Annotated in this window: 24 protein-coding genes; 8 read left to right on the top strand and 16 right to left on the bottom strand. The window is 41.3% G+C overall.

Annotation, left to right across the window (positions count from 1 at the left end):
• Positions 1–112: 112 nt before the first annotated feature.
• Entirely contained in the window at positions 113–832 is a 720-nt protein-coding gene (locus tag VPNCDNU1_RS00120) for a helix-turn-helix transcriptional regulator (protein WP_167404686.1), read from the bottom strand.
• A 313-nt stretch (positions 833–1,145) separates the two neighbouring features.
• Here VPNCDNU1_RS00120 and VPNCDNU1_RS00115 point away from each other — a divergent pair, with 313 nt between their 5' ends.
• The 4 genes from VPNCDNU1_RS00115 (at position 1,146) to VPNCDNU1_RS00100 (ending at position 5,181) form a co-directional block, all read left to right on the top strand.
• The gene (locus VPNCDNU1_RS00115) at positions 1,146–1,640 is read left to right on the top strand and encodes a hypothetical protein (protein ID WP_104398464.1); all 495 of its coding nucleotides are present in this window, start codon (positions 1,146–1,148) and stop codon (positions 1,638–1,640) included.
• Between the two features lie 83 nt (positions 1,641–1,723).
• Complete coding sequence (locus tag VPNCDNU1_RS00110) at positions 1,724–3,343, top strand: ABC transporter ATP-binding protein (RefSeq protein ID WP_104398463.1); 1,620 nt, start codon at positions 1,724–1,726, stop codon at positions 3,341–3,343.
• A gap of 148 nt (positions 3,344–3,491) precedes the next feature.
• Complete coding sequence (locus VPNCDNU1_RS00105) at positions 3,492–4,661, top strand: GGDEF domain-containing protein (RefSeq protein WP_104398462.1); 1,170 nt, start codon at positions 3,492–3,494, stop codon at positions 4,659–4,661.
• Between the two features lie 262 nt (positions 4,662–4,923).
• On the top strand, positions 4,924–5,181 hold the full coding sequence (locus VPNCDNU1_RS00100) for a DUF3081 family protein (RefSeq protein ID WP_104398461.1): 258 nt from the start codon (positions 4,924–4,926) through the stop codon (positions 5,179–5,181).
• A 20-nt stretch (positions 5,182–5,201) separates the two neighbouring features.
• Here VPNCDNU1_RS00100 and VPNCDNU1_RS00095 read toward each other — a convergent pair whose 3' ends face one another.
• The 3 genes from VPNCDNU1_RS00095 to VPNCDNU1_RS00085 all read right to left on the bottom strand — a co-directional run bounded on the left by VPNCDNU1_RS00095 (position 5,202) and on the right by VPNCDNU1_RS00085 (position 7,843).
• Entirely contained in the window at positions 5,202–6,101 is a 900-nt protein-coding gene (locus tag VPNCDNU1_RS00095) for a LysR family transcriptional regulator (RefSeq protein WP_104398460.1), read from the bottom strand.
• A gap of 115 nt (positions 6,102–6,216) precedes the next feature.
• Complete coding sequence (locus VPNCDNU1_RS00090) at positions 6,217–7,365, bottom strand: iron-containing alcohol dehydrogenase (RefSeq protein WP_104398459.1); 1,149 nt, start codon at positions 7,363–7,365, stop codon at positions 6,217–6,219.
• A 115-nt stretch (positions 7,366–7,480) separates the two neighbouring features.
• Positions 7,481–7,843 carry a PilZ domain-containing protein gene (locus VPNCDNU1_RS00085; protein ID WP_101110526.1) on the bottom strand — a complete coding sequence of 121 codons (363 nt, stop codon included), beginning with the start codon at positions 7,841–7,843 and terminating at the stop codon, positions 7,481–7,483.
• A gap of 593 nt (positions 7,844–8,436) precedes the next feature.
• Between VPNCDNU1_RS00085 and VPNCDNU1_RS00080 the strand changes: the two genes are divergently transcribed.
• Positions 8,437–9,075: a 2OG-Fe dioxygenase family protein gene (locus VPNCDNU1_RS00080; protein WP_104398487.1), complete on the top strand. Its 639-nt coding sequence runs from the start codon at positions 8,437–8,439 to the stop codon at positions 9,073–9,075.
• Entirely contained in the window at positions 9,053–10,294 is a 1,242-nt protein-coding gene (locus tag VPNCDNU1_RS00075) for a cysteine desulfurase-like protein (protein WP_104398458.1), read from the top strand. The genes VPNCDNU1_RS00080 and VPNCDNU1_RS00075 overlap by 23 nt, the downstream gene beginning before the upstream one ends.
• A gap of 128 nt (positions 10,295–10,422) precedes the next feature.
• On the opposite strand, the gene VPNCDNU1_RS00070 is transcribed toward VPNCDNU1_RS00075, so the two are convergent.
• Positions 10,423–11,274, bottom strand: coding sequence for a heparin lyase I family protein (locus VPNCDNU1_RS00070; protein ID WP_167404685.1), 852 nt, complete (start codon positions 11,272–11,274; stop codon positions 10,423–10,425).
• A gap of 736 nt (positions 11,275–12,010) precedes the next feature.
• Here VPNCDNU1_RS00070 and VPNCDNU1_RS00065 point away from each other — a divergent pair.
• A complete protein-coding gene (locus tag VPNCDNU1_RS00065; RefSeq protein ID WP_104398456.1) occupies positions 12,011–14,788 on the top strand; it encodes an immune inhibitor A domain-containing protein in 2,778 nt (925 codons plus the stop codon).
• A 404-nt stretch (positions 14,789–15,192) separates the two neighbouring features.
• On the top strand, positions 15,193–17,949 hold the full coding sequence (locus VPNCDNU1_RS00060) for an immune inhibitor A domain-containing protein (RefSeq protein WP_104398455.1): 2,757 nt from the start codon (positions 15,193–15,195) through the stop codon (positions 17,947–17,949).
• 59 nt (positions 17,950–18,008) lie between these two features.
• Here the strand turns inward: VPNCDNU1_RS00060 and VPNCDNU1_RS00055 are convergent, their stop codons facing one another.
• The 11 genes from VPNCDNU1_RS00055 to VPNCDNU1_RS00005 all read right to left on the bottom strand — a co-directional run bounded on the left by VPNCDNU1_RS00055 (position 18,009) and on the right by VPNCDNU1_RS00005 (position 24,192).
• Positions 18,009–18,362, bottom strand: coding sequence for a hypothetical protein (locus VPNCDNU1_RS00055; protein WP_104398454.1), 354 nt, complete (start codon positions 18,360–18,362; stop codon positions 18,009–18,011).
• A 13-nt stretch (positions 18,363–18,375) separates the two neighbouring features.
• On the bottom strand, positions 18,376–18,705 hold the full coding sequence (locus VPNCDNU1_RS00050) for a hypothetical protein (protein ID WP_104398453.1): 330 nt from the start codon (positions 18,703–18,705) through the stop codon (positions 18,376–18,378).
• A gap of 6 nt (positions 18,706–18,711) precedes the next feature.
• Entirely contained in the window at positions 18,712–19,056 is a 345-nt protein-coding gene (locus tag VPNCDNU1_RS00045) for a hypothetical protein (protein ID WP_104398452.1), read from the bottom strand.
• Positions 19,057–19,083: 27 nt separating this feature from the next.
• On the bottom strand, positions 19,084–19,440 hold the full coding sequence (locus tag VPNCDNU1_RS00040) for a hypothetical protein (RefSeq protein WP_104398451.1): 357 nt from the start codon (positions 19,438–19,440) through the stop codon (positions 19,084–19,086).
• Between the two features lie 16 nt (positions 19,441–19,456).
• Positions 19,457–19,807 carry a hypothetical protein gene (locus VPNCDNU1_RS00035; protein WP_104398450.1) on the bottom strand — a complete coding sequence of 117 codons (351 nt, stop codon included), beginning with the start codon at positions 19,805–19,807 and terminating at the stop codon, positions 19,457–19,459.
• A gap of 29 nt (positions 19,808–19,836) precedes the next feature.
• A complete protein-coding gene (locus VPNCDNU1_RS00030) occupies positions 19,837–20,145 on the bottom strand; it encodes a hypothetical protein (RefSeq protein WP_104398449.1) in 309 nt (102 codons plus the stop codon).
• 320 nt (positions 20,146–20,465) lie between these two features.
• The gene (locus tag VPNCDNU1_RS00025; protein WP_104398448.1) at positions 20,466–20,810 is read right to left on the bottom strand and encodes a hypothetical protein; all 345 of its coding nucleotides are present in this window, start codon (positions 20,808–20,810) and stop codon (positions 20,466–20,468) included.
• 102 nt (positions 20,811–20,912) lie between these two features.
• The gene (locus VPNCDNU1_RS00020) at positions 20,913–21,260 is read right to left on the bottom strand and encodes a hypothetical protein (protein WP_104398447.1); all 348 of its coding nucleotides are present in this window, start codon (positions 21,258–21,260) and stop codon (positions 20,913–20,915) included.
• A gap of 289 nt (positions 21,261–21,549) precedes the next feature.
• Positions 21,550–22,815, bottom strand: a complete 1,266-nt coding sequence (locus VPNCDNU1_RS00015; protein WP_104398446.1) for a S8 family peptidase — start codon at positions 22,813–22,815, stop codon at positions 21,550–21,552.
• Positions 22,816–22,975: 160 nt separating this feature from the next.
• Positions 22,976–23,299 carry a hypothetical protein gene (locus VPNCDNU1_RS00010; protein WP_104398445.1) on the bottom strand — a complete coding sequence of 108 codons (324 nt, stop codon included), beginning with the start codon at positions 23,297–23,299 and terminating at the stop codon, positions 22,976–22,978.
• Positions 23,300–23,418: 119 nt separating this feature from the next.
• Positions 23,419–24,192, bottom strand: coding sequence for a hypothetical protein (locus tag VPNCDNU1_RS00005; RefSeq protein ID WP_174715122.1), 774 nt, complete (start codon positions 24,190–24,192; stop codon positions 23,419–23,421).
• Positions 24,193–24,425: the final 233 nt, after the last annotated feature.

Below are 24,425 nucleotides of genomic sequence, written 5' to 3'. Positions count from 1 at the left end.
TCGCCTGCAATGATGACCATTGCAGGTTTTTTTCTGTATTTCAAAGTGGTTTTCTTTATTTCAAAATAGTTTTCTAAATTACAAAATAGATAGGTACGCAAAGGCGTAAGCATTAAACCGTACAATTGTTGCGATACACTAAGCTGGTCAGTTCAACTTTGCTGTTGATTTCCATTTTGGCGAAAATGTGCTGAAGATGCGTTTTCACTGTTGGCAAACTACAACATAACTCGTTAGCAATCGCTTTATTTGGCATGCCTTGCAAAGCAAATTGAGCCACCAATCGTTCTTTCTCGGTTAGGGAATACTGGTCGCAAAAAGCTTGGTAACTCATGGATTCCGGCGTCGACAAGCTTTGATTTAACGAGAATTCAATGTACCGATGCATGTGGTGTAACTTCATCACATCGTCCGTACCCATGGTATTTTGGTTGTTACCGACAAACATAGCGGCACCAGCCACCAGCTTGCCATCTACATGGAAAAAGAGCTCGATGATGTCATTGATTTTCCATGGGCGAATAAAATCTTTGAAATAAGTATGCGAGGCACGTTGCTGCGCTGGGACTAAGTCGCTCATTTTTACGACTTTCGCGGCAGAAAATCGAAAGTTGGTTGGATGAAGAGGATCCGTTTTGTAAAAGTGATCGAGATATTCTCGATGCATTGAAGGTTGGATCTTAACCGATTTATAGCAAATCGGTTTCGCTTGTTCATCGACCAGATAACTCGCCATTTTGGAAAAATTAAACACGCCAGAAAACAAACCAAGTAGCTCATCTTGAAACTGGTTTAATTTCTCTAGTTGGGATCCTTGAGCTTGGTGTGTCATGGTTATCCAGCCTCCATAAAATCTGCTGTTAAGCCCCATATTATCGACTTTTCCGTTCACACCACGTTATTGTGATCACACAAATTAAACAACTATTTAAACTATCAATAACATTCTTATTTTTGAGAAGTGAGACCTTATTTCAATAATCAATGAGCCTATTAATAAACTGAGCCAAAAATTCATTCGGCTTCGAATTTAACCGCTTGTTTGGGATAAATCGCTGTTATTCACAGTGGAGTTAGAATTATTTGCATTTGATAATGGTTTTCATTTAAATTATCACCCACTTTTGTGTAAACAGGATCGGGATATGGATTTAGAACAGTGTTGGGCGCGCTTTGTTAAAGCAGAAGAATTGTTAGAACAAGGACACTGGCCTGAGGCACAATACCTATATAACGATGTATTAGAACATCTCCCAATTTATGTTACGCAAGCAGCAGAAAGTGATGACATCAAACCATGCCAGATGAGTTGCCTGTTAGCAGGGCTGAAAGACGCGGCCATTAGCCAGTCTGAAATCCTGAACAAAATGGGGCAACAACGCGAAGCATTCGACCTGCTAAACCAGACTTATGCACACATGCAGTTTCTTGCACTCGAACAGTATGATATTGTTCGTGCCGTCGAGCCAACGCTTATCCAGCATAGTGAAACAATATTCCGCCATATAGCGGCATTTTGTGCGGCTCAACGTAATGCCAGTTGGCAGTTGGAGCTGGATGCCCTTCAAAAAGCACACCATCACTTCAACCAACTAAAGCTGTATTCAGAGAGAACCAGCGCGGTATACACTCTGAATTAATAGGGTCTGCCTTGTAAAAAGAACCCACAAATGGCTGCAAAAAATAATCTCGAAAGGTCAACAGACCCTAATAAGGAAGTTCAATGTCACAGTCCCCAATTCTTACAGTTCGCGATCTGTCAGTTACCTTTACGACCAACGATGGTCCTGTACACGCAGTAAAGAATGTTCATTTCGACCTGAAAAAGGGCGAAACATTGGCAATCGTTGGAGAGTCGGGCTCAGGAAAGTCGGTATCGACAAACGCTATTATGCGCCTGCTTCCGCACAACTCTATTATTCCAGCTGAAGCCAACATCCAGTTTGAAGGTAACTCCATTCTGGATCTTTCTGAAAAAGAAATGCAATCCATTCGCGGCGACCGAATCGGTATGATTTTTCAGGAACCAATGACCTCTTTGAACCCGTACATGCGTGTCGGTATTCAGGTTGCAGAAGCACTGATGTGCCACCGTAAGGTGAGCCAGTCAAAAGCAAAAGAAAGAGTACTTGAACTGTTCAACCTTGTTCATCTTCCAAACCCTGAGACAGCGTACACTAAGTACCCGCATGAATTCTCTGGCGGTCAGTTGCAACGTATTATGATTGCAATGGCATTAATGAATGAACCTGATCTTTTGATTGCTGACGAACCAACAACCGCACTCGACGTAACAGTACAAGCAGAAGTGCTTAACCTGATTAAAGAAATTCAGGAAAAAATGGGCATGGCTATCCTATTCATCACACACGATTTAGGCGTCGTTAAACACTTTGCTGATCGCGTGATCGTGATGTGTAAAGGTGATGTTGTAGAAGAAGGTCAAACAGCAGAATTGTTCAAGAATCCGACTGAAGACTACACAAAAATGCTGATCAACTCGATTCCGCATGGCAGTAAAGATCCAGTCGCCGCAGATGCCGTTGATCTTCTTAAAGCGGACGATATTCGCGTTAAGTTCCTTATCAAATCTCACTTTCTTCCAAGCAAGAACCAATACTTTGAAGCCGTTAAAGGCATTTCCCTTGAACTGAAACAAGGTGAAACGTTAGGGATTGTAGGTGAATCAGGTTCAGGCAAATCTACTCTAGGGCGTGCTTTAATTGGCTTGTTACCGTCAGAAGGTAAGATTGCTTACCGCGGTCGTGATATTAGTACGTTAACTGAGAAAGAAAAATTTGAACTGAAAAAAGACGTTCAAATGGTATTCCAAGACCCTTATGGTTCGCTTTCTCCTCGTATGACGGTTGGCGATATCATTACTGAATCCCTAACGGTGCATCAGCCTGGTCTTAGCCGCTCAGAGCGTATGACCCGAGCACGCCAAGCATTGGAAGAAGTTCGTTTGGATCCGAATTCAATTAACCGCTATCCGCACGAATTTTCAGGTGGTCAACGTCAGCGTATTGCGATCGCTCGTGCCTTGATTCTTGAGCCTTCGTTCATTCTTCTGGATGAACCAACGTCCGCTCTTGACCGTTCTGTACAGCTAACGGTTATCGACCTGCTAAAGGATATTCAGAAGAAGCACAACATTGGCTTCCTGTTCATCAGCCACGATTTGAGTGTTGTTAAAGCGCTTTCTGACCGCGTTATGGTGATGCAGAAAGGTGTGGTTATGGAAGAAGGATCCGCTGAAGAGATCTTTAGTAATCCTCAGCACGAATACACACAAAAATTGATTGATGCGTCATTTGATCTTGATGAGGATCTTGTTGCATAAAACAAGAAAATCAAGAACTTAAATATTTAGAATGCCTCTTAATAATAAGAGGCATTTTTTATTGCAAAAAAACCTTACAATCATGAAGCAAATATGTGTGTGTGTACTATGCTTTTAGCTACATAATAAAAAAGGCTAGGCTAGACACATGTACAACATGGCAGGTCGAAAGCTAGAAGAAATGGCAGACGTTCGGCTGTTGCGCAGAAAACGTACCCTCATCGTTTTATCTGTAATCGTCTTCATTCTACTTTCGGTATTTGGATTTTTAAGTATAAGTAATGGAGACCACTTTCAGGGTTCCATTAACTACATCAGTGCGTTAGTTATTTTTTCCAATCTTGCACTGTTTCTTAGCCGTGGTCATTACACGCACGCTGCCCATGTTCTTACACTTGTTCTTGTTACCCATGCGATTGTACTGATCCTAACTGGCGGCTTGTCCAAGTCTTCCGTTTATTGGATTTACCCTATTCTTGCTACCATCATCTTTGTAAACTCGGTAAGAGGCGCGGTGTTGGCCACTACGAGTTTCTATGTATTTTGTATTGTGGCGTTTACCTCTCCTAATTTTCCGTATTTATCAGCTGACTATTCAGAGTTTTCCGTTGGACGTTTCTTAACAAGCATGTTGGCCTTCTTGGCGATTTGCCATTACTTTGCCTATCAATATTGCAAAACCAATCACTACGTACTGTCACTGTATCAAGAGGGTATTGAAGATTTAGCCTATAGAGATGCGCTCACTGGATTGGCGAACCGATGGAGTTTTGAAAAGTGGGCAGAACCTAAGCTCAAAGACCTCAGGCACAGCTCAAAAATTACGGCATTGATCTTTATCGATATCGATAACTTCAAAGAAATTAATGACAATTTTGGTCATTCAGTTGGTGACAGAGTTTTACAGAGCTTTGGTCAAAGACTTGCTAACAACCTGCGAACAAAAAGCCGAAAAGACCAAAAAGATGAGTTTTCCATCGCCCGATATGCTGGGGATGAATTTGTGGTGTTGCTCTACGATATTCCCAATGCTCATGTACTGGAAAGTATTCTAGGCCGAATCATGTCTTTGTTTAACGATGGCTACCAAGTCAACAATCAGGTCAATTATGTGACCTTAAGTGTCGGAGTATCCGTGTATGGGCAAGATGCATTGGAACTTCCGGAATTGCTTCGATGCGCCGATAAAGCCATGTATGCCGCTAAATGCGATGGCAAAAACAATTATGAGTTTTATCACAACATTCATTCAGGCAATAAAAAAGCCAGTAATGTTAAGCCTTTTAAAAGACAAGGATCTGCCATAAATGAGCGATAACCTCTATATTCAAGTGACGTATAGATCAGGATTCATAGCCGTATAATCTGTTTCAGAACAAGGAAAAGAACACAGTGAAATCACAAGTTCTTTCTAGGTTCCTTGACGATGAAATGGGATAAAGTATGAGCTTCCAAAAGCGAGTCAAATAAACACTCCTTCCCTAAAAACTAATCTATTTTCTCCCTTTCTTTATTTCTAAGTAATCCTACTCGTAACTAAACTCGTATCTTGTTTAAACGTCCTACAAAGAGCATTGAAGATGAAAAACCAACTGGATATTACTTTAGTGCTAGCCGTGCTAGATAAAATCAGAAAAAATGGAAAGAAATCGGACAAGGGCTTTGTGCTAGAAGGCATTAAAGCCGGAACTGGTTACGATGAGTACACAGTATTTTTAGCCAGCTCACAAGTAACCTTGTATGTATTTTTTCACAACAAATACCAATTCGAATATCAGAAGCAAGAGCATATTACTGGTTTTATAAAAAGCCTTGAGACCATCAATCGCAATTATTAGGGTCTGTGTGATCCTAGTGACTAAAAATAGTGCGAGATTGCCAGATAACGAGTGCGGATGTGCTCGATGAGCAAACTCACTTTTTTAGGCGGTTGACGTGTGAATGGGTAAACGGCGTAGATTCCGAGTTTTTTACCTACAAGTTCTGGGAATATATCGACAAGTTCGCCACTTCTAATATCATGATACACCAAACAACGAGGCACATACGCAATGCCATGCCCGCCCAAAGCCGCTTTACGAAGAGCGGTGGCGTTATCGGTCGAGAACGATCCTGATACCTTCACAATGTAATTCCCTTTAGAAGACTTAAACTCCCAATCTGACGCGCCCGTGGTTTGATAAGCGTATTGCAAGCAGTTGTGGCTGGTTAAGTCTTCTGGCTTTAGCGGTTTCCCATTTTTAGCGATGTAAGATGGCGACGCGCACACTAACCATTGCGAGTCGAGAATATGGCGAGCAATCAAGCTAGAGTCTTCTAAATAACCTGTTCGAATTACTAAGTCAAAGCCCCCTTCTACCAAGTCGACAAATCGATTGTCCAAAGACATATCAACTGTTAGCCCAGGGTGCATGTTGCAAAATTCAGCAACCGCATCCGCCAAGATAAGATCGCCAGAGATACTAGGCACCGACATTTTTACATGACCACTTATCTTCTCGCCAAAACCGGAAATCACATCCATCGCTTCATTTACGGCTTGGTTAACGTTTTTCGCACCTTGATACAGGGCTTTTCCCGCTTCGGTTAGGGTAAGCTTTCTTGTGGTGCGATACAGCAGTTGCACGCCCAACTCTTCTTCGAGTCGCGCGATCCTTTTACTCACGACAGAATTCGTTAAGTCGTTTTGTTCCGCAGCTTTACTGAATGTGCCCAAAGCCACCACTTGATAGAACAATATTAGGTCATCACTACGCATCGCATTCTGTTAAATTTGGCAATAATTGAAGCAATTATTTCCTTAAGTGACAAAAAAATAAAGGAGCACGGTCACGTTTGTCTGACTCGGATTCCGTTTACTTACATCACTTTAGCTAGGCAATCGCATTTTCCAAAATTTCTTTGGATTCCACCAGAGTGATGCTGCCATTCTCACTCAACTTAACCAGCCCATGCTCTTCAAGTTTAGCCAATACTGCTTGTACGGCTGTGTCTTTGTCTGTGGTGTGCTCAGTAAGCTTTGTGTTCATACCCACGCTTTGATAAAACGCTTCTAGGGCATCAATCGTTTGCTCTGCCAGTTCATCCGAGTCTTTTAATCCAAAGACATTTCGCCCTAATTGCTCCAGCTTCGCTTTTTTATACTCAAGCTGGTTTCGAAGCAATGAAGGTTGAATGATCGCCAACGAATGAGCATGATCGACCCCGTACAAAGCCGTAAGCTCATGACCAATCACATGAGTTGACCAATCTTGCGGTACGCCAGAGCCAATCAATCCATTGAGCGCTTGATTGGCTGTCCACATAAGATTGGCGCGCCATTCGTCGCTATCACGTTGCTCAAAACGCTCACCTAAATCCTTCAATGTTCGAAGCAACGATTCTGCATACGCATCTTGAACCATCGCACCATTTGGCTTGGTAAGATACTGCTCACAAACGTGTATCCATGCGTCTACAATGCCATTGATCAACTGACGCTCAGGGAGAGTTTTCATTACATCGGGATCCAAAATAGCAAACTTTGGTTGCACCGCTGGGTGGTAAAACGACAATTTGTCCTGCGTTTCACATTTGGTTATCACAGCTGCAGGGTTAGATTCCGACCCAGTAGCAGGCAACGTTAACACCGCACCAAGTGCTACGGCTTCTTTCACCTGATGTTTACCTTCTAGGATGTCCCATCCGTCCCCGTCATACTTTGCAGCCGCAGCAATGTATTTCACGCCATCAATTACAGACCCTCCACCGACCCCAAGCACAAACTCAATGTCATCTTGCTTAACAATCTCAACTGCTTTATCCAACGTTTCTTTGGTTGGATTGGGCTCTACGCCTGAAAACTCCTGCCAGCTGTGTGCTTTCAAAGCGTCAACGACTTGATCATAAACGCCATTTTTTTTGATAGAACCACCGCCGTAGACCACCAATACACTTGAGGAGGTTGGAATCGCTTTTGATAGCGCTTCTATTTGACCTTGGCCGAAATGGATTTGAGTTGGGTTTACATAGGAAAACTTCATTGCAATGCCTCTTGTACCTAGGTTTGTTGACCTTTCGGGAAAGCAAAAACCCTAATTGACAGCGTCAATCAGGGTTATGGAATTTGAATGTGAGTATAACCTAAAGTGGCTTTTACTAGGCTGCCACAGGTCCTCGTTTAGAGAAAAACGTAGGGTATTTCTTCCGAATATGACGCTGCTCTTCCACCATATTCTTTAAACTCGGTCCCTTGGACAATTGGAAGATAACCTCATCGTTATCGAACCTTAACACTGCCCCTTCAACAGAGATATGAGTATTACCATGCAAACGCAGAGTACCAGCGATGCTCAGACCGCGATAAAGTGACGCGACATTTGCCATAAGGACACGTATGCCTTTCTCCGACACTTCACAAATGTGGTAATACTGATCCTTGATTCTTAATACAGGTCTTTCCTGCTTTGGGTATCGCAGGCGATAGTATCGACGCTTTTGTTCAACAGATGTCTGGCTCATGATGGTGAATACTCCGTTTTTCACTCAGCAACTGGATACTATCGTTCACTAAAGACCGCTCATTAAAGACCGCTCATTAAAGACCGCTCATTAGAGACACAGCCCGTTGCTGTCGCGATAGACCTTAACTTATCACAGTTGCTGCCTTCTTTATCGGCTCAAGGTCTACCAAATGATTCTTGTCTCAATAATAAGCATCGGCTGAACATTATTTTTCTTTAACAATTTTTATAACAAAAAAGCGCTCATTTGTTCAGTGAGCTTAAAAGCGCCTTTTGTTAGCGTGTTGACCCCACGTAAAACGCCCTTTAATAGGGTAGTGTGATAAAGCAAAGCGAGGGGCTATATGGGGGATACTGTTCACGAAAAACCTATTGTTAATTTTGTTACACATGAAATATAAAGACATTTAAACCAGCATGAGAAACAAAACCAACACAAAACACCAAAAATCAAACTTAACAGTTTTTAATTCTAGAATATATATTCGTATTAAGCTTTATGTATTGAAAGCAATTTCAATAGCGGGATAATAGACTTATTGTTAATCATTTGTTAAACACAAAATCAAACAATAAGGACATATCATGGAAATGGAAATGGAAAACAAGTTTCTGATTGAAGCTTTTCAAACCCCAAAAAGCATAGCAGAACAACTTTCATCCTACTTTGAGCAGCTCCCCGCAGACCAATACGTCGACAGTGATCACCGTTATCGCACCTACGCAAGATTCCAATCTACAAATAATGAGTTAACCCGTTTGCCCCACTCTACTTTTACGCAATCCTCAGAATTCAATAGAGTTTTAGGCGATGTTGAACGAGATTTTGCCAAAATGGATGAGGAAATGGTGAAAACACCTTACTTTCAGCACCTCATCAAATCGTTTATGGAAAGAACGGGGACAGACAAAGATAATTCGGTTGTGGATGTACACCAAATTCGTGTGACTTGCGGTTCCGATGCAACCAGTGCCCCTGCACCAGAAGGAATTCACCAAGATGGCTACCGATATGTTGGCATTTTCTGTGTGCAACGGAAAAACATCACCGGTGGGTTCACGCAAATTTTTGCTTCTCCAGTTGATCAACACCCTCACTTAAACACCGTGTTAGAAGAAAACCAGTTTGTGGTACTCAATGATTCACGCTTTTTCCACCACATTTCTGAAACGCTTTCTAGCGTAGCGGGCGAAAAGGGAGTACGCGATGTCTTCGTATTTACCGCTTAATCAAGAAAATGTTGAAGGTCTTAGAGAGCAATTCCCAGCGCTTAATATGCAGCAGAATGGAATTGCGCCTATCTATTTTGATGGTCCCGGTGGAACCCAGCTTCCACTCTCTGTTATTGAGGGTTATGGCGCTTACTTAGCGCAAGGTAATTCTAACTTGGGTGGTCGTTTCTCTGTGAGCCACAACACAGTGAGTTTAGTGGATACGTGCAGAGAAAAAGCGGCGTCGCTTTTTGGCGCTGCATCCAAAGATGAAATCGTCTTTGGTGCCAACATGACGACCATGACCTTTCATTTTAGCCGCGCAATTAGCCAAGATTGGCAAGCAGGAGATGAGATCATCCTTAGCGATGCCGATCACGGGGCCAATCGCTCGTCTTGGGCAATGGCAGCGCAATTGAAAGGCGTTAAAGTCCACTACATTCCCGTTATAGACAATAGCTGTAATCTGGACTTAGAGGTGTTTCAGTCCTTACTGAATGAAAAAACACGCTTGGTTGCCGTTACAGCGGCCAGTAATCTGTCTGGCACAATGGTCGATATAGAAAAAATCACCCAGCTATCAAAAGCGAACGGCAGTGTTGTTTTTATTGACGCCGTGCACCTTTTACCTCATAAAATTCTCGATGTAAAAACGCTAGGTGCAGACTTTGTTGCGGGTTCTGCCTATAAGTTTTTCGGTCCTCACCTTGGTGTGCTTTATGGTCGTAAAGACTGTTTAGAACAATACACACCTTTTAAAGTAGAGCCCGCCCCTACCTATGCCCCAAACTGCTGGGAAACGGGTACATTGAACTTTGAAGCGCTCTCTGCATTCTCATACGCTGTCGATTATTTGGCGACATTAGGACAAGGGGAAAGCCTAAGAGCTCAACTGGAATCAGCCTACGGAAATATTCGACAGTATGAAGAATCACTAGCGACGTACTTTCTTTCTCGCCTAACCGAATTCCCGTCCATTGAGTTATTCGGGGAGCCTACTGCAAACAATCGAACCGCTACGTTTGCTCTTCGATTTGGCAATCTTGACCCGGCAGAAATCGCCTCGCATCTTGGAACGCAGGAAATCTATACGTGGAGCGGTCATTTGTACGCCGATAGATTAACAGATGCACTGGGCGTTACAGACAAAGGCGGCATTTTGAGAGTTGGGCTAATGCACTACAATACCAAAGCCGAAATCGACCGATTCTTTAGCGCACTGCGCAGCATTCTTTAGTTTCAGACCTATCAAAAACTAAGCCAGCATTATATTGCTGGCTTAGATTTTAAAGATTAATAAAAAGCAGAATAGTCCAAATTTCTAATATCATACTTTTTCATTAGTTTGTTATTTACAAAGTTAACCTAATCTTGGTGATAGCTTATATCTCGATATTCGACACGTATATTACCTTTATCTGTCCATGGCGATGGTTTATAAACTCCAAACTTTAAAAATGGGTGATACATATCATTGTAGGTATTAGGACCACATGATTCACTAATAAACTGGTCATCAATTTTCACCGTTAAGCAAGCATCAGTATCTTCTTTATAAGAAAGCTTTCCAGCAATTTCAAATTTATACCAGCGGTTCGCTTCGTAAGGAATATGATTAAAGAGAGTTCTATCTTGAATTGAGTTCCCTTCGTTAGCACAGCTACCATTTACGACGGTTGAAATATGACTGCTATCCCAACGGCTGAACATCCGTAACTCACCATCATTTGACTCTAATGCCAACATTGGGCAACGTGCAGCTTCGTTGGTATTAGGTTTAGAATGAAACTGCATCATTGAAAACCAATGTGCGGTTTTGTCTGGATCATTTCGTAAGTCATTAACTTTAAATTTAAAAGATAATGTAAATATCTTTTCTCTACGCAGTAATCTGTGCATTACAAACTCACAACGTTTACGCGTTAGTTGACCAGCATACGGCAGCAGCGTCTCAATCGCATCATAATGACCTTTAGATTTCACAGATAGGTTCTCTATATGGCACTCTCTGTCATTGCTAACTAAAAATGGGATCTGAGGACGTTTTTTATGATCGCTATCTAAGTTCCCAGTAATAGAGATCTGGTTGAAGATCAATGATTTTATATGCTCCCTTGCCTCTTGTTCAGTTCTCTCATTGGGCTCATTTGCAAGCGCCCCCCAAGACAAAACGACCATCATATTCGTCATCAATGTTGCTATTCGTATCTTATACACTAGACCTTCCTTATCGTTAGAAACACAATTAAGTGAAGGGGCAATAGTCAGCTGAGAGACTCTCATAAATTAAAAAATAATACACATCACTATTAACTTAATCAATCATGCATTTATCAACTTATCAACCCCGAAAATATAAATCCAACAATACAGACAGAAAAAATAGTTATTAATCATTGTTGATATTTTCATCATCTAGGGTAAATATTTAAAAATTTAAGTTAAGGATATAGATCACAATATTAAAACATTAATAATTCTTATTGTTGATACATATCAATAATAAAATCAAACAGTCATATCTCTTCTTACGCTTGCGTAAGTATTCCAGTAGATCAGGATTACAAGTCATTAGCTGATATAGCTAACATACAAAAAAACAACGTTTCCGTTTTATTTCACTCATTTAGTTGAAGCTAGTTCAGAAACTTTTTAAACCTTTGAAAATAATCTCACTTTCAATACACCATAATTATAAATAACTCTTCCGACCTTATTTATATTTAAAATTAGAGAAATAACCAAAGTTTCTAAAATCATTTCGATTATCCTAAATTCATTAATTTTTTATTAAAAAACATTTTTCACTTTCTCATAAATTATCGTCCAATACTTTCAGAAGTATTAATACTAAAACCAATTAAATAAACTAAATGTAACTAGTCTCATTTAACGGAGGTATCGATAAAAATTAAAGAGAATAGTAATAAAAACAATCGTTAAGGAAAATAATATGGCTATTTTTGAAAACACCATACTGCTGGCAACGTCACTGGCAGTTTTCAGCTCGGTATCCTTTGCCAACACTCCAACCGATATGAGTATTGTGAATGAAGAGAGAATAGCAGACATGCTGATTCGTTCTGGGAAGCTCAATGGAGATACAACACAAATAGAAAGAGAAGAGGCAGTAAAAAATTTCTTAAATACAAAACAACCCCACATAGAATATGCCGGCACAACATTTCTAGAAAAGGTTGCTAAACATAGAAATAAAGTACTTAAGTCGTTAACAAGTAAGAATGTGCAGAAGCTTAATGACGTTTCCTCCCATTCCATCGCAGCCAAAAGAGTGGACAGAGTCATCGCGTTAATGATCGACTTTCCCGACTTACCTTGGGATAACAACAAAATCACCAGTGAGTATACCGATATGCTGTATGACTCTTACCCTATTTCACATTATACGGAGTTATTGTTTTCTCCTTCAGGCTACGAAGGCCCCAATGGGGAAAGTATTATTTCAATGAGGCAATACTACGAACAAGAATCCGGTGGGACTTATTCGGTGTTTGGGAAAGGATTTGGGTGGTATAGAGCCACCAAAGATGCAGCCCATTATGGCGGGAATGATCCCCGTACTGGTAACGACAGCAATGTTCGCGAGCTAGTACGTGAAGCACTTAACCAGCTCGCGAATGATCCGAATATAGATTTGAGCGACTACGACAAAGAAGATCGATACGACTACGATAACGATGGCAATTACTACGAGCCGGACGGGATTATTGACCACCTTATGATCTTCCACTCCTCTGTAGGGGAGGAAGCTGGTGGAGGTGTCTTAGGCGAGGATGCGATTTGGTCTCACAGTTGGAATCTAGACGGAATTCACCGACTTCCTGGAACGTCTAGTAAGCTACGTGAACGATTTAATGGGCAGTATGCTGCGTTTGATTACACAATTCAGCCTTTCGACGTTTCCGTCGGGGTTGCTGCAAACCTATACGCGCGCGACTTAGGTTTACCAGGCGAGCATAACATGCAAGGAACTGGTGCGGGTGAACCTGCCGCGTACTGGTCAGTCATGTCTTCTGGTAGTCGGGCTGGCGAATTGGATGGGATTCGACCAACCTCATTTAGTCCTTTCGCAAAGCTATTTTTACATGAGTCATTAGGGGGACGCTGGTTGAATCCCACGCAACTTTCGCTTGACGTGCTAACAGGAAAACCTCGTTACTTGACCTTATATGAAACCACAGACAACCTTCGCCCAAATATAGTGAAAATTGCGTTACCAGAGAAAAAAGTCGTCGACGTAGCACCTTTTAGTGGTGAATATGCCTATCATTCCGCAACTAATGCAGACTATTATTATTCCCGTAACACTATGAATCGCAAGATTACTGTCCCCTCAGGTGTTTCAGTAAGTCTGACCTTTAAAGCGCGATATCAGCTGATGGAATGGGGTATCGATTACGCTAGAGTAATGATTAACGGAACCCCAGCTGCAGGCAACATTACCACTCTTTTTGATCCTAACGATTTAGGGGTGGTTCCTTACATAACAGGAAATTCTAATGGGTGGGTGGACGCCCGTTTTGATTTATCGAAATGGGCTGGTAACGAGATAGACCTCACCTTCGAATTCGTCAGCGATAGTGAATTGGTACAGGAAGGGTTGTACATCGATGAAATCGCCTTTGAGGTCGACGGGACAACCCATATTATTGATGATGCTGAAAGTGAGAGCACCTTTAATTTAAAGGGATTCAGCAAAGATCAAGGATTCCGCTTCGCGGATCACTATTATCTGCTCCAATGGCGCAATCATGATGGCATTGATAAAGGGCTCAAGAGTATTCGTCAATTTGGACAACTGATTTCTTATGAACCAGGCTTGGTCATTTGGTATGTCGATAATTCTTTTACTGACAACTGGGCGAACGACCGCTGGATAGGGTTACTCCCAGAGGAAGGCTGGTTGAGTGTGGTCGATGCCGACCAAACTCCGCTTGTTTGGTCTAATGGCGAAGTGGCAAGATCTCACTACCAAGTTCGTGATGCTGCTTTTTCTCTGGAAGACAATTCACCGCTCGTTATCGTCGACAAAGAAGGCAATACACTGCAAGACACCCACTTAACATCAAATGGGGTATTTGATGACGGAGCGTACTACTCTTCGCGTAGCGCTCAGCGCACTGGGCTTAAATTGCTGGAATATGGGTTATCTGTAGAACTGCTCCTTCAAGCGCCCGATAACAGCTACGGCGTATTACAAATCTCTCATGAACTTCCCAATGAGTCGCCCATTGCCAATTTCACTTTAAAAGTCGAAGGTAAGAGGGTTATTTCATCCAACGAGAGTAGCGACCCCGACGGCAATATTGTTGGCTACTTCTGGGATTTTGGCAACGGTCAAACCAGCACGGAAGCCAACCCAAGCTGGCAATACGTGGAAGCTGGCGAATACACTGTGCTCTTAACCGTTACCGACGACAAAGGTGCAACCGATAGCTACTCGGAGACGATAGAGATCATCGATGTGACTTATGAACCACCTGTCGCTCAAGGCGGCTATTTATCCATATTCGGTGGTTACACTTTACTTTACTCCACAAGCTACGATCCGAACGGGCATATCGTAACAACTCGCTGGAAACTGGGTAAACCACACGTATATTTTGGTACTGTTATCCTCACACGTCTGCCAATCAATACAAAAACAGTTTGGCTAACAGTAAAAGATAACCAAGGATTATATGGTTCCACTAAAATTCAATTAGACTAAGAACAGAGTCTAGAAATGACAAAAGCCAGCGATATAGTGAAAACTAATCGCTGGCTTTTTTTGATCAATTGGAATTCGTTCAGCAAATTTTAAATATTATGTAAACAATCCCATTTCCAACACACCCATGCAATAAACCGTCTTCCTTTCCTTATTCATATTTAAGAATTAGAACCATTGCCAAAATTTTTATAAATTATTTCAACTAATCTATCGCCATTAATTCCAAACCTTAGATTGATAATATATTCGTCTATTTGGAATAAATAATCACATTATATTATTCACAGATCGCTGATATAAAAATTTAATCCAACAGGTTGAAAACCGCAATCTCACCAACGGAGGTATCAATAAAGAAATAAAAGGAATAATAAATAAAAACAACCACTAAGGAATAAAAAATGGCAATTTTTAAAAACACCATGCTGCTGGCAACATCGCTGGCAGTATTCAGTGGAATATCTTACGCCAATACTCCGGCCGATATGGGTGTTGTTAATGAAGAGAGAATAGCGGAAATGCTAATTCGCTCTGGAAAACTCAGTAAAGATGCAACACAAATAGAAAAAGAAGAAGCCGTAAAGACATTCTTAAATACAAAAATCAACCCTCATACACATGGCGATGCTCAATTTGGAAAAAAAGCCATTGAGCAGAGAAATAAGATATTTAAATCGTTAGCAAATAAGAAAGGGCAGAAGCTCAATGCCGTTTCTTTTTCGTCCCGTTCTGTCACCATAAAAAGAACGGACAGAGTCATCGCGTTGATGATCGACTTTCCTGACTTACCGTGGGATGACAACAGAATCACCGATGAGCATACCGATATGCTATATGACTCCTACCCCATTTCGCATTACGCTGACTTGTTGTTTTCACCCTCTGGTTATGAAGGTCCCAATGGCGAAAATATTGTTTCTATGAAGCAATATTACGAACAAGAATCCGGTGAAACCTATTCAGTTACGGGTGAGGGATTTGGGTGGTACAGAGCGGCTAAAGACGCGGAATACTACGGGGGGAACGATGCCAGTTCTGGCAACGACAGTAATGTTCGTGAATTGGTGCGTGAAGCTCTCAATCAGCTGGCGAATGATCCCAGTGTCAACTTAGACGACTACGACATTGAAGACCGATACGACTACGATGGCGATGGCGATTACCGTGAACCTGATGGGCTAATCGACCACCTTATGATCTTCCATTCCTCGGTGGGCGAAGAAGCCGGTGGTGGTGTTTTGGGTGAAGACGCCATTTGGTCTCACCGCTGGAACTTAGGTTCTGTTCACCAACTTCCGGGAACGTCCAGCACGCTACCTGATCGCTTCAATGGGCAATACGCCGCGTTTGATTACACCATTCAGCCTCTTGATGCTGCCGTTGGGGTTGCGGCGCATGAATACGCGCACGACTTAGGCTTACCAGACGAATACGACACTCGGGGAACGGGTAAAGGCGAGCCTGTCGCGTATTGGTCTATTATGTCTTCTGGCAGCTGGGCAGGCGAACTAGGAGGGATTAGACCCACAGCATTCAGTTCTTATGCCAAAGAGTTCTTGCAAGAATCTTTGGGGGGGCGCTGGCTGAACAGCACACAACTCTCGCTTGATGATTTAGCCGAGAAGCCTCGTAACCTAACGTTATTTGAAACCACGGATAACCTTCGCCCCAATATGGTGAAAATCGAGTTACCTGCGAAAAAAGTCGACGGTGTTAAACCGTTTGGCGGTGAATACTCGTTTTACTCCCAAAAAGGGGACGACCTTAATAACAGTATGAGCCGTAAACTCACTGTCCCTTCGGGTGGTTCAGTGCACCTCACCTTTAAGGCGTGGTATGAGATAGAAGTGGACTACGATTATGCTCGAGTATTGGTCAATGGCACTCAAATCGCGGGGAACATTACGACCACTCAAGATCCTTACAACACGGGTCTGGTACCTGCGATAACGGGAGATTCTAAAGGATGGGTAGACGCTCGTTTTGATCTGTCGGAATGGGCAGGCAGCGAAATCACCCTCACTTTTGATTATGTCACTGATGGCGGGTTAGCCATGGAAGGGTGGTACGTAGACGACATTGCGTTTGAAGTCGACGGAGCGACTCGTGGCATTGATGATGCTGAAGGGACAAGCTCCTTTGCATTCAGCGGATTCAGTAAGAATGCAGGTTTCCACTTAGCGGATCACTATTACTTGCTCCAATGGCGCAGTTACGATGGCGTCGATAAAGGGCTTGAGAGTATTCGCAGAATTGGACAGCTGATTTCTTATGATCCAGGTTTGGTTGTGTGGTATGTCGATAATTCCTTTACCGATAATTGGGTAGGATTGCACCCTGGGGAAGGTTGGCTAGGTGTGGTCGATGCCGACCAAACTCCGTTTGTTTGGTCTAGCGGTGAAGTGGCGAGATCCCGTTACCAAGTTCGCGATGCTGCTTTTTCTTTAGAAAACAATTCGCCACTCGTTTTGGTCGATAAAGAAGGTAACTTGCTGCAAGATACCAGCCTAACGCCAAACGGTGTGTTTGATGATAAAGAGGATTACTCTTCCCCCGGTGCTCCACACGCTGGTCGCAAAGTGATGGAGTATGGCTTATCGGTAAGACTGATCCATCAAGCCCCCGATAATAGCTATGGCGTTATTCAAGTTTCTTACGATAAACCCAATGAAGCGCCGATCGCCAACTTTACGTTAAAAGTCGAAGGCATGAGCGTCACTTCCTCTAACGTGAGCAGCGACCCCGACGGTGAGATTGTTGGGTATTTGTGGGACTTTGGAAACGGTCAAACCAGTACAGAGTTCAATCCAAGCTGGAGCTACGATAAAGCAGGTGAATATACGGTCGTACTTACGGTGACTGACGACCAAGGTGCAACCGCTCGTCATTCAGAAACGATAGAGATTGTCGCAGCAGTTAATGAACCGCCTGTTGCTCAGGGTGGCTATTTCCCTCTATTCGGGCGTTACGCTTTGCTGTATTCCACAAGCTACGATCCGGACGGGCATATCGTGAAGACTCGCTGGAAATTGGGTAAGAAAAAAGTGCGCTTCGGCACTGTTATCTTCACCCGACTCCCCGCCAATAAAAAGGCAGTTAGGCTCACAGTCACCGATAACGAAGGAGAAAAAGACTCCACTAAAATTCGGTTAGATTAAATGGCATAACCTAGAAACAACAAAAGCCAGCGAGTGCTGGCTTTTGTTATTTTCATATTTTAATGTGGGTAGTTTACGACATAGATAATTTCATCGCCTTCACTAGTACATTTGTTTGTTCCAACAAGTTTTATCGACTTATTTGCTGCCCAAGCGGTAAGCAGCATTGAGTATTTGTATTTGAAAACATCACCAGATATATCAAATTCTTGTAACCTCAATAACTGTCTTTTCACACAGGAAGGAACATCTGTCTTCACGACTGACAGCGGTTTGATATACAGTGAACCACCATACCAATATGGTTGAAAAGTGCCTGTGTAGCTTCCCGCCATCGTTTTAAAACAAGAAAAAGACAGCAATACTAAAATAGAAATACGTACCGATTGTCGGTTGAAGAAAAGCTTTAACATGAGCTATTTACCTTTATTTATCCGAAACCACATAAACCACTTTACACATACTAGAATCCGAATTTGTTCGAATCCAAATGGGGTGTGCTTGAATATGGGCAGTAAGCAATAATGAATACACTGCTTCGTAGTTCTTACTTGCTGGATCTAGATGGATATACCCGTTTTTTCCCGCTTCACAGGTTAGATTTGCTTCGTTTCCAGATGTACTCACCGCCGCATTACCATCTACATTGACGTAAAGACGGCTAACTTTAACACCTGTACAGCTGTGCCCACTGCACCCAGCAAATGTTTGAAAAGACAGAAGCGAGAATAATAAAGCTGCAATTAACGTTTTCATTCTTACTTATCCCACCCTATGCACGCGCATGCGGTCGCCACCAGTGCATGAGTCTGAATGGCTTTCTTTGTCGTACCCGATATTCACCGTTTCTTTAGTGCTGTATGCCGTAAGAATCCGAGACATAACAAGCTGGCGAGATTCAGACGAAATAGCCGGATCAATCGCCATAAAGTCCAATAATGTACATTTTGGATGACTCTTGGGCATATTCGTCACTTTAATCAATACAAGCGTACTTCCTGGGTATGTTAGAACATCTGTAATGACGCCACGAAAATTGGCGGTGTACCTTGCATAAGAGGATGTAGATACCATTAAAAGCACGAGCAAAATTATGTATTTTTTCATTTATATTTTACCAACTGAGTTTAAAAATTAGTGAATGAGGCGGGTGATTCTTCGGTAAACATTGATATTGCGATCCCACGGCTCACAACCGCCAACATCGCTATAAGAAATGGTAACCGCCTTCCCCGACGCTCTTGCAGCTAGAAGCATGGAATACATTCTTGAACGCGCCTCTGGATCTAAAGAATTGCTAATAGCGAAAGTGGTTTTGTTGGAGCACTCTGTAATATTTGCCCCTTGATCCGTTAAGCTCACGAGCACCGTATTGGTATGACCGTACGTTGTTAACGATGTTATTGTGCCGCTGGTGCTTAACCATTTACCGTATGATGGAAACGACAATAAAAGCGAAGCCAGAGAAAATAGAGTGATGTTCTTTATCATTAGATCTAACCGTTCACTAATACATGTAGATGTCAAAAATTGCAGGGCGAGTCTGTCCCCAATATTTTTTCTTGGTACATCCTGAAACCCAGAAGCTCACTGTCGATTTTGAGGTATATGCTGTGAGAAGCGCTGAATAGAAACGGTTACTTCCTGATGAATCACTAAGTTCTGCGATGTAAAAGCTCGCTCCTTCACAATTCCCCGGATTTTTAATGGGTTGCGAGAAATCTACGCGTACAAAGTTGCCCTCTCTCTGAACGTTAATCAGCTTGACTTGTCCTTTATCAGAAGTTACTCCGGCTGCAAAACTTAAACTTGGGATCAATACGATCACGCTTAACAAAATAAATTTTATTACTTTCATTTTTCTTCCTTGGAATTAAATACGCCCTGTTATTGAATGTGCAATCCATTGGCTGTGCAGAGTGCGCCTGTCTTTGAATAATCGATACGTACGATTTTAAAACCCGCTGTTTTTGCCGTAAGTACTTGAGAGAACATCGCCTTTCCAGCTTCAGTCGACAAATCTATATACATAATGCCCCACTTACATTCTTGGAGGCCTTCTTTAGTATAAAAACCCGCTTGAGCAGAACCTTCCGAGAAGGTTCGCAAAACGGTTTTAGACCCCAGTATTTGTTCTGCTTGAGCAAACACAGTGAAGGTAGCAAGCGCTGCAGTAAGCAATGTTTTTACTTTCATATTCAGTTTCTCTTTTCCATTTCAATGAGTTACAGCTATACGATATATAGGTTTGCGGAGATGCTAATGAATTGACGTTTACCCATCAATTCATGTTTGGAGGTTTGATTAAAAAACGAGAGCGAATAGACGATTTTAGGATGTAAAAAGTAATTGAATGCAGTATCAATAAATTAAATATTGGTTCCAATAAAATTAGAAGTATATTATTAAAAATAAAAGCCAGCCCAATTAGCTAGCTTTATTAAGTTAAGTTTAATCAGTTGTAAAAAGTAAATATAAAAATAGCTATTTATGTCCGCCACGTAATTTACAGTTTCTTAATAGTAAATCCTAGCATAAGAGACTTGGCAACCTTGAGATCCATTCTTTATACGTACCATTAAATTATTACCTGAAGCCATAGCCGTTAGAATTGTAGAATAAACTTCTTTAAAATAAGGATGGTCTTTATTTAGAGTCATACTAGTACCATCAAGACGACAATCTAAGTTATTGCGGCTATTTTCAGGAGGGATAATATAAACACCACCTTCATGTACCATCATTGACGTGACAACTTCAACACCTTTTCCGTAACATTCATCTCTATTACAGGCAGCATTTGCAACGCTACTTACTGTAATAAATGCTAAGAAAGATAATAGAAATGTTAATTTTTTCATACTTGATCCGTGTAGAATTAAAGTTCTTAAGAAAATAGATATATAATCTAAGTGATATACCCAAGTGACCTCAAGATGCTAGGTTACTTGGGTATAGAGAAGTTAACTATTAATAAAAGCAGCTGTAATTTTGCAAACGCCATTGACTCTAGGAAGGGTATCGTTAACCTCTACGGATACTCGCTTCCCAGCCATAAAAGCCGCCAGCATAGAAGAGATTAAGTGGGTATCTTCTTTCACAATATCTGCGGAATCATCTCTGCAATTAGCATTACCCCAAGCGCCTTTTGTAGAAAAATAGACACGGGTTAGCCCATTATATTGAACCACATGTGGTCGGCTGCCAGCAGAGGGGTGCCAAGTTTTGATGACCAAATTATCTCTCTGACCTACCGCCGAATAGGCATTAGATGCAAGAAAGATTGTCGCAAGTGCTACTATTTTTTTCATTACCAAATTCCATAACGTTGAATGTGTACATCACCTACTTAGGCTGATCCACATGGGCTTTCCATAAAAATCATTGTTTTCAGGCATGCTAACTAAAGAAACCTTGCTCATCAATTTCTGGATTTATTTTTAAGCTAAAAACGGGAGTCAGAATACAAAATGAAAAATCATAACCAGCTGAATTTTAATGACTTAATTTTCCAAAATATTACTAAATAACGAACTTAGGATCAAAATACCAACCCATGCTCTACTCACCGTTTAAAACTCTTAAATGTCCTTAAAAAACTTATAAAATCAAATAATTGATAATAGGAATAAGCCAAACCTCTTTGAAAGGCTCTGGTGGAACAACCCCAGAGTAAAGCAGTCGATTAGGTGAACCACTACCTATGTTTTTAAGTTTATTTATCGATGCTGACTTAATGAGTGTATTTTTAACTTGCACTGAAGAAGCATTAGGGAATTTTTCTAGGTAAAGTGCAGCAGCACCAGCGACATGAGGAGCAGCCATGGAAGTACCGCTCATGTAAATATAACCACCACCATTTTGGGCGGAGTAAATACCGCTACCCGGAGCGAAGATGTCGACACATGACCCAAAATTGGAAAAGTTGCTACGGTAGTCGTACTTATCCGACGAGCCCACTCGGATTGGTGAACTCGCTGCTGCTGGAGAAAAGCCACACGCGTTAGCATTGCTGTTACCCGCTGATACTGAAGCTTGAATACCATGAAAATTAACAACTTTATTTATTGTATTTTCAATAGGTGTCCATCTTCCGCTTTTCCAGCCAACACTAAAGTTAATAACCGCTGGTTTTTTGGCATTTTTTGCAACCCACTCAAAGGCAGATATAGAGTCTGAGCCTCTCCCCGATCCAGAACAATTCAATACACGGACAGAAACTATATTTGCGGAAGGAGCTACACCTACAGTCCTGCCAGCTGCTGTTCCAGCAACGTGTGTACCATGACCATCGCAGTCGCCTGCATTGGTATCCCTATCGACAAAGTCATAACCGTAATTAGCCCTACCTGCAATCTCGGGGTGTGAAATGTCAACTCCTGAATCTATTACGTAAATAGATACACCTTTACCCGAGGTATTCTCTCCAGCATAGCCATCTAAAGGCAGGCTACGTTGGTTGATTCTGTCCAATCCATATGTTCGGTTTGTTGCTTCCATCCAAATATCAGGAACGACATATTTTACATTTGGTTGTTCTGAAATATATTTAGCCTCAGCATTACTCAAATCAGCATGAAAGCCTCTAAGCACCACATCATAGGTTTCTTTTAATGAACTTTGATTCTGTGTTTTTACTGAATAGGCTCGCGATGTCGAACTTTGAGCACCAGAAATTAAGCTATTTGCTATATCCTCGACAGATTCAGGTGAGTATTCGAACAACTGACGGGATTCTCGTTGCTGTATACTGTCTTTCAAAACCACTATGTAAGACCCTTCAATTGCTATATTTGGGTCTATGTTTTTAAGCTCTGCGTTAGCACTCAATGATATCGAAGTTACTAGGAATAAAATCTTTTTCACTTTATTAACCCTTTGAAATAAAATTAAAAATCCATTTATTCGTATTAAACATCACCTTTTAATAATGCGCAACAAAATGAATATAGTTATTTCACAAAAGCTAAAAAATAGATAAAAACTTCAACCAAATTCAAAACTGAATAGTTTAATCACGAAGATGTTAGAACTTACTATGAAACCAAGATGCTTCTGTTCTATCTAAAGTAGGAAAGCCTTTATAACAGCCGTTTGTCTTCACTTGAACAGACTTACCTGAAGTGTTTGCCGACAGTGCGATACTCAGCCAGCGATCTATTTGGGGGTGATCTGGCGCCACATCAAATCGGCTTTTATGGCATCCGGGTTCATTGATTGTCACGTCTAAAGCAACAAATAGTCGCCCGTTACCGTAGGTTCCAGCATATAAGACATTGCCAACTAAATTGTCGGAGGCTGACGCGCTGAATGACGACATGACAGCCAATAAAACAAATAACTTCTTCACAGGTTTTCCTTTTTACAATACCAATTTCAATCTATTGGAAGAATTCGATTAAGCTATCAAATTTTTCCCAAATATAAATATCTCACCAGTACTTTTAACTATTTTTCCTATGTACATCTCTATTTAGCTTGATTTTTGAAATATTTTGCTTGTTCCAACCAATCACTATTAGGGTAAGCAGCTATGAAATTGTCAAATGCCTTAACTGTCCCAATACGTTTAGCTTCATTTAGAGCGGCCTTGTCACGATAATAGATAATCGCATTTGTGTATCTATTCTTTATGTTTATGCTTAGAAATTTCTGATATTGTTCCAACTCATCTACTTTTAAAAGGCGATCATATTCAGACTGTAAGTCATAGGAAAACCTTGAAACAGACAGCGATTCCATAATTTTCTTACCGATAGATAACCACTTCTTAGATAATTCAACGGTTGTATTAAAGTTAACTGTCAAATATCGCTCATTGACTGAAGTGCCATATATTATATTGTGAACTTTAGTATCTATAGTGGGCGTTATTAGCTCCATCACCATGAATTTTTGACCATTTTTCTCTATTACTTCATCTCTTATCCATGTTGCTTCTGGATAGTTTTTTCTAAACGATGCTGATAAAAATTTATGCGCCTTTATGATCTGAGAAGGTTTTAATGGCTTATCTGTATAGTGAAAAGCCAACGTAACGCTCGCAGTTTCATCACCGAGCACTTCTATAGGCTTATTCTTGGAAGGGTACTTAATTTCAATCAGCTCATCCGAAAGCTGGACAAAGCTCTTGGGTGCTAAAATGGACACTTTTCCATTTAAAGCTTCATAGTTAGTTAACTCTACTGCCCAAGTTGGAAGACTTAAAATTAGCAAACCTAAAATAATCAGTATTTTGTTCACGTAAACTCCTTGTTTAAGAACTCAATATAAAACAATCGCTCCACTTCAAGACTTCTCTAAAAGAGTTTGTCCCTTTTATTTTTACATTCCAATCTCATTTGGAATTATCCTCAAAATTATTTCGTGTTTTTTCCTATTCGCTAATTCTATTTTTTAAAATAAAGTAGCAGACTATACTCCCAAAAACAGGGAGAACTAAAGAAAGTAAAATTAATAATATTCGGTCTTTTAAT

The sequence above is a fragment of the Vibrio penaeicida genome (assembly GCF_002933855.1).
Classification (GTDB): Bacteria; Pseudomonadota; Gammaproteobacteria; order Enterobacterales; family Vibrionaceae; genus Vibrio; species Vibrio penaeicida_A.
The sequence above is the reverse complement of the archived record's forward strand: the minus strand, read 5'-3'. Positions and strand labels throughout refer to the sequence as shown.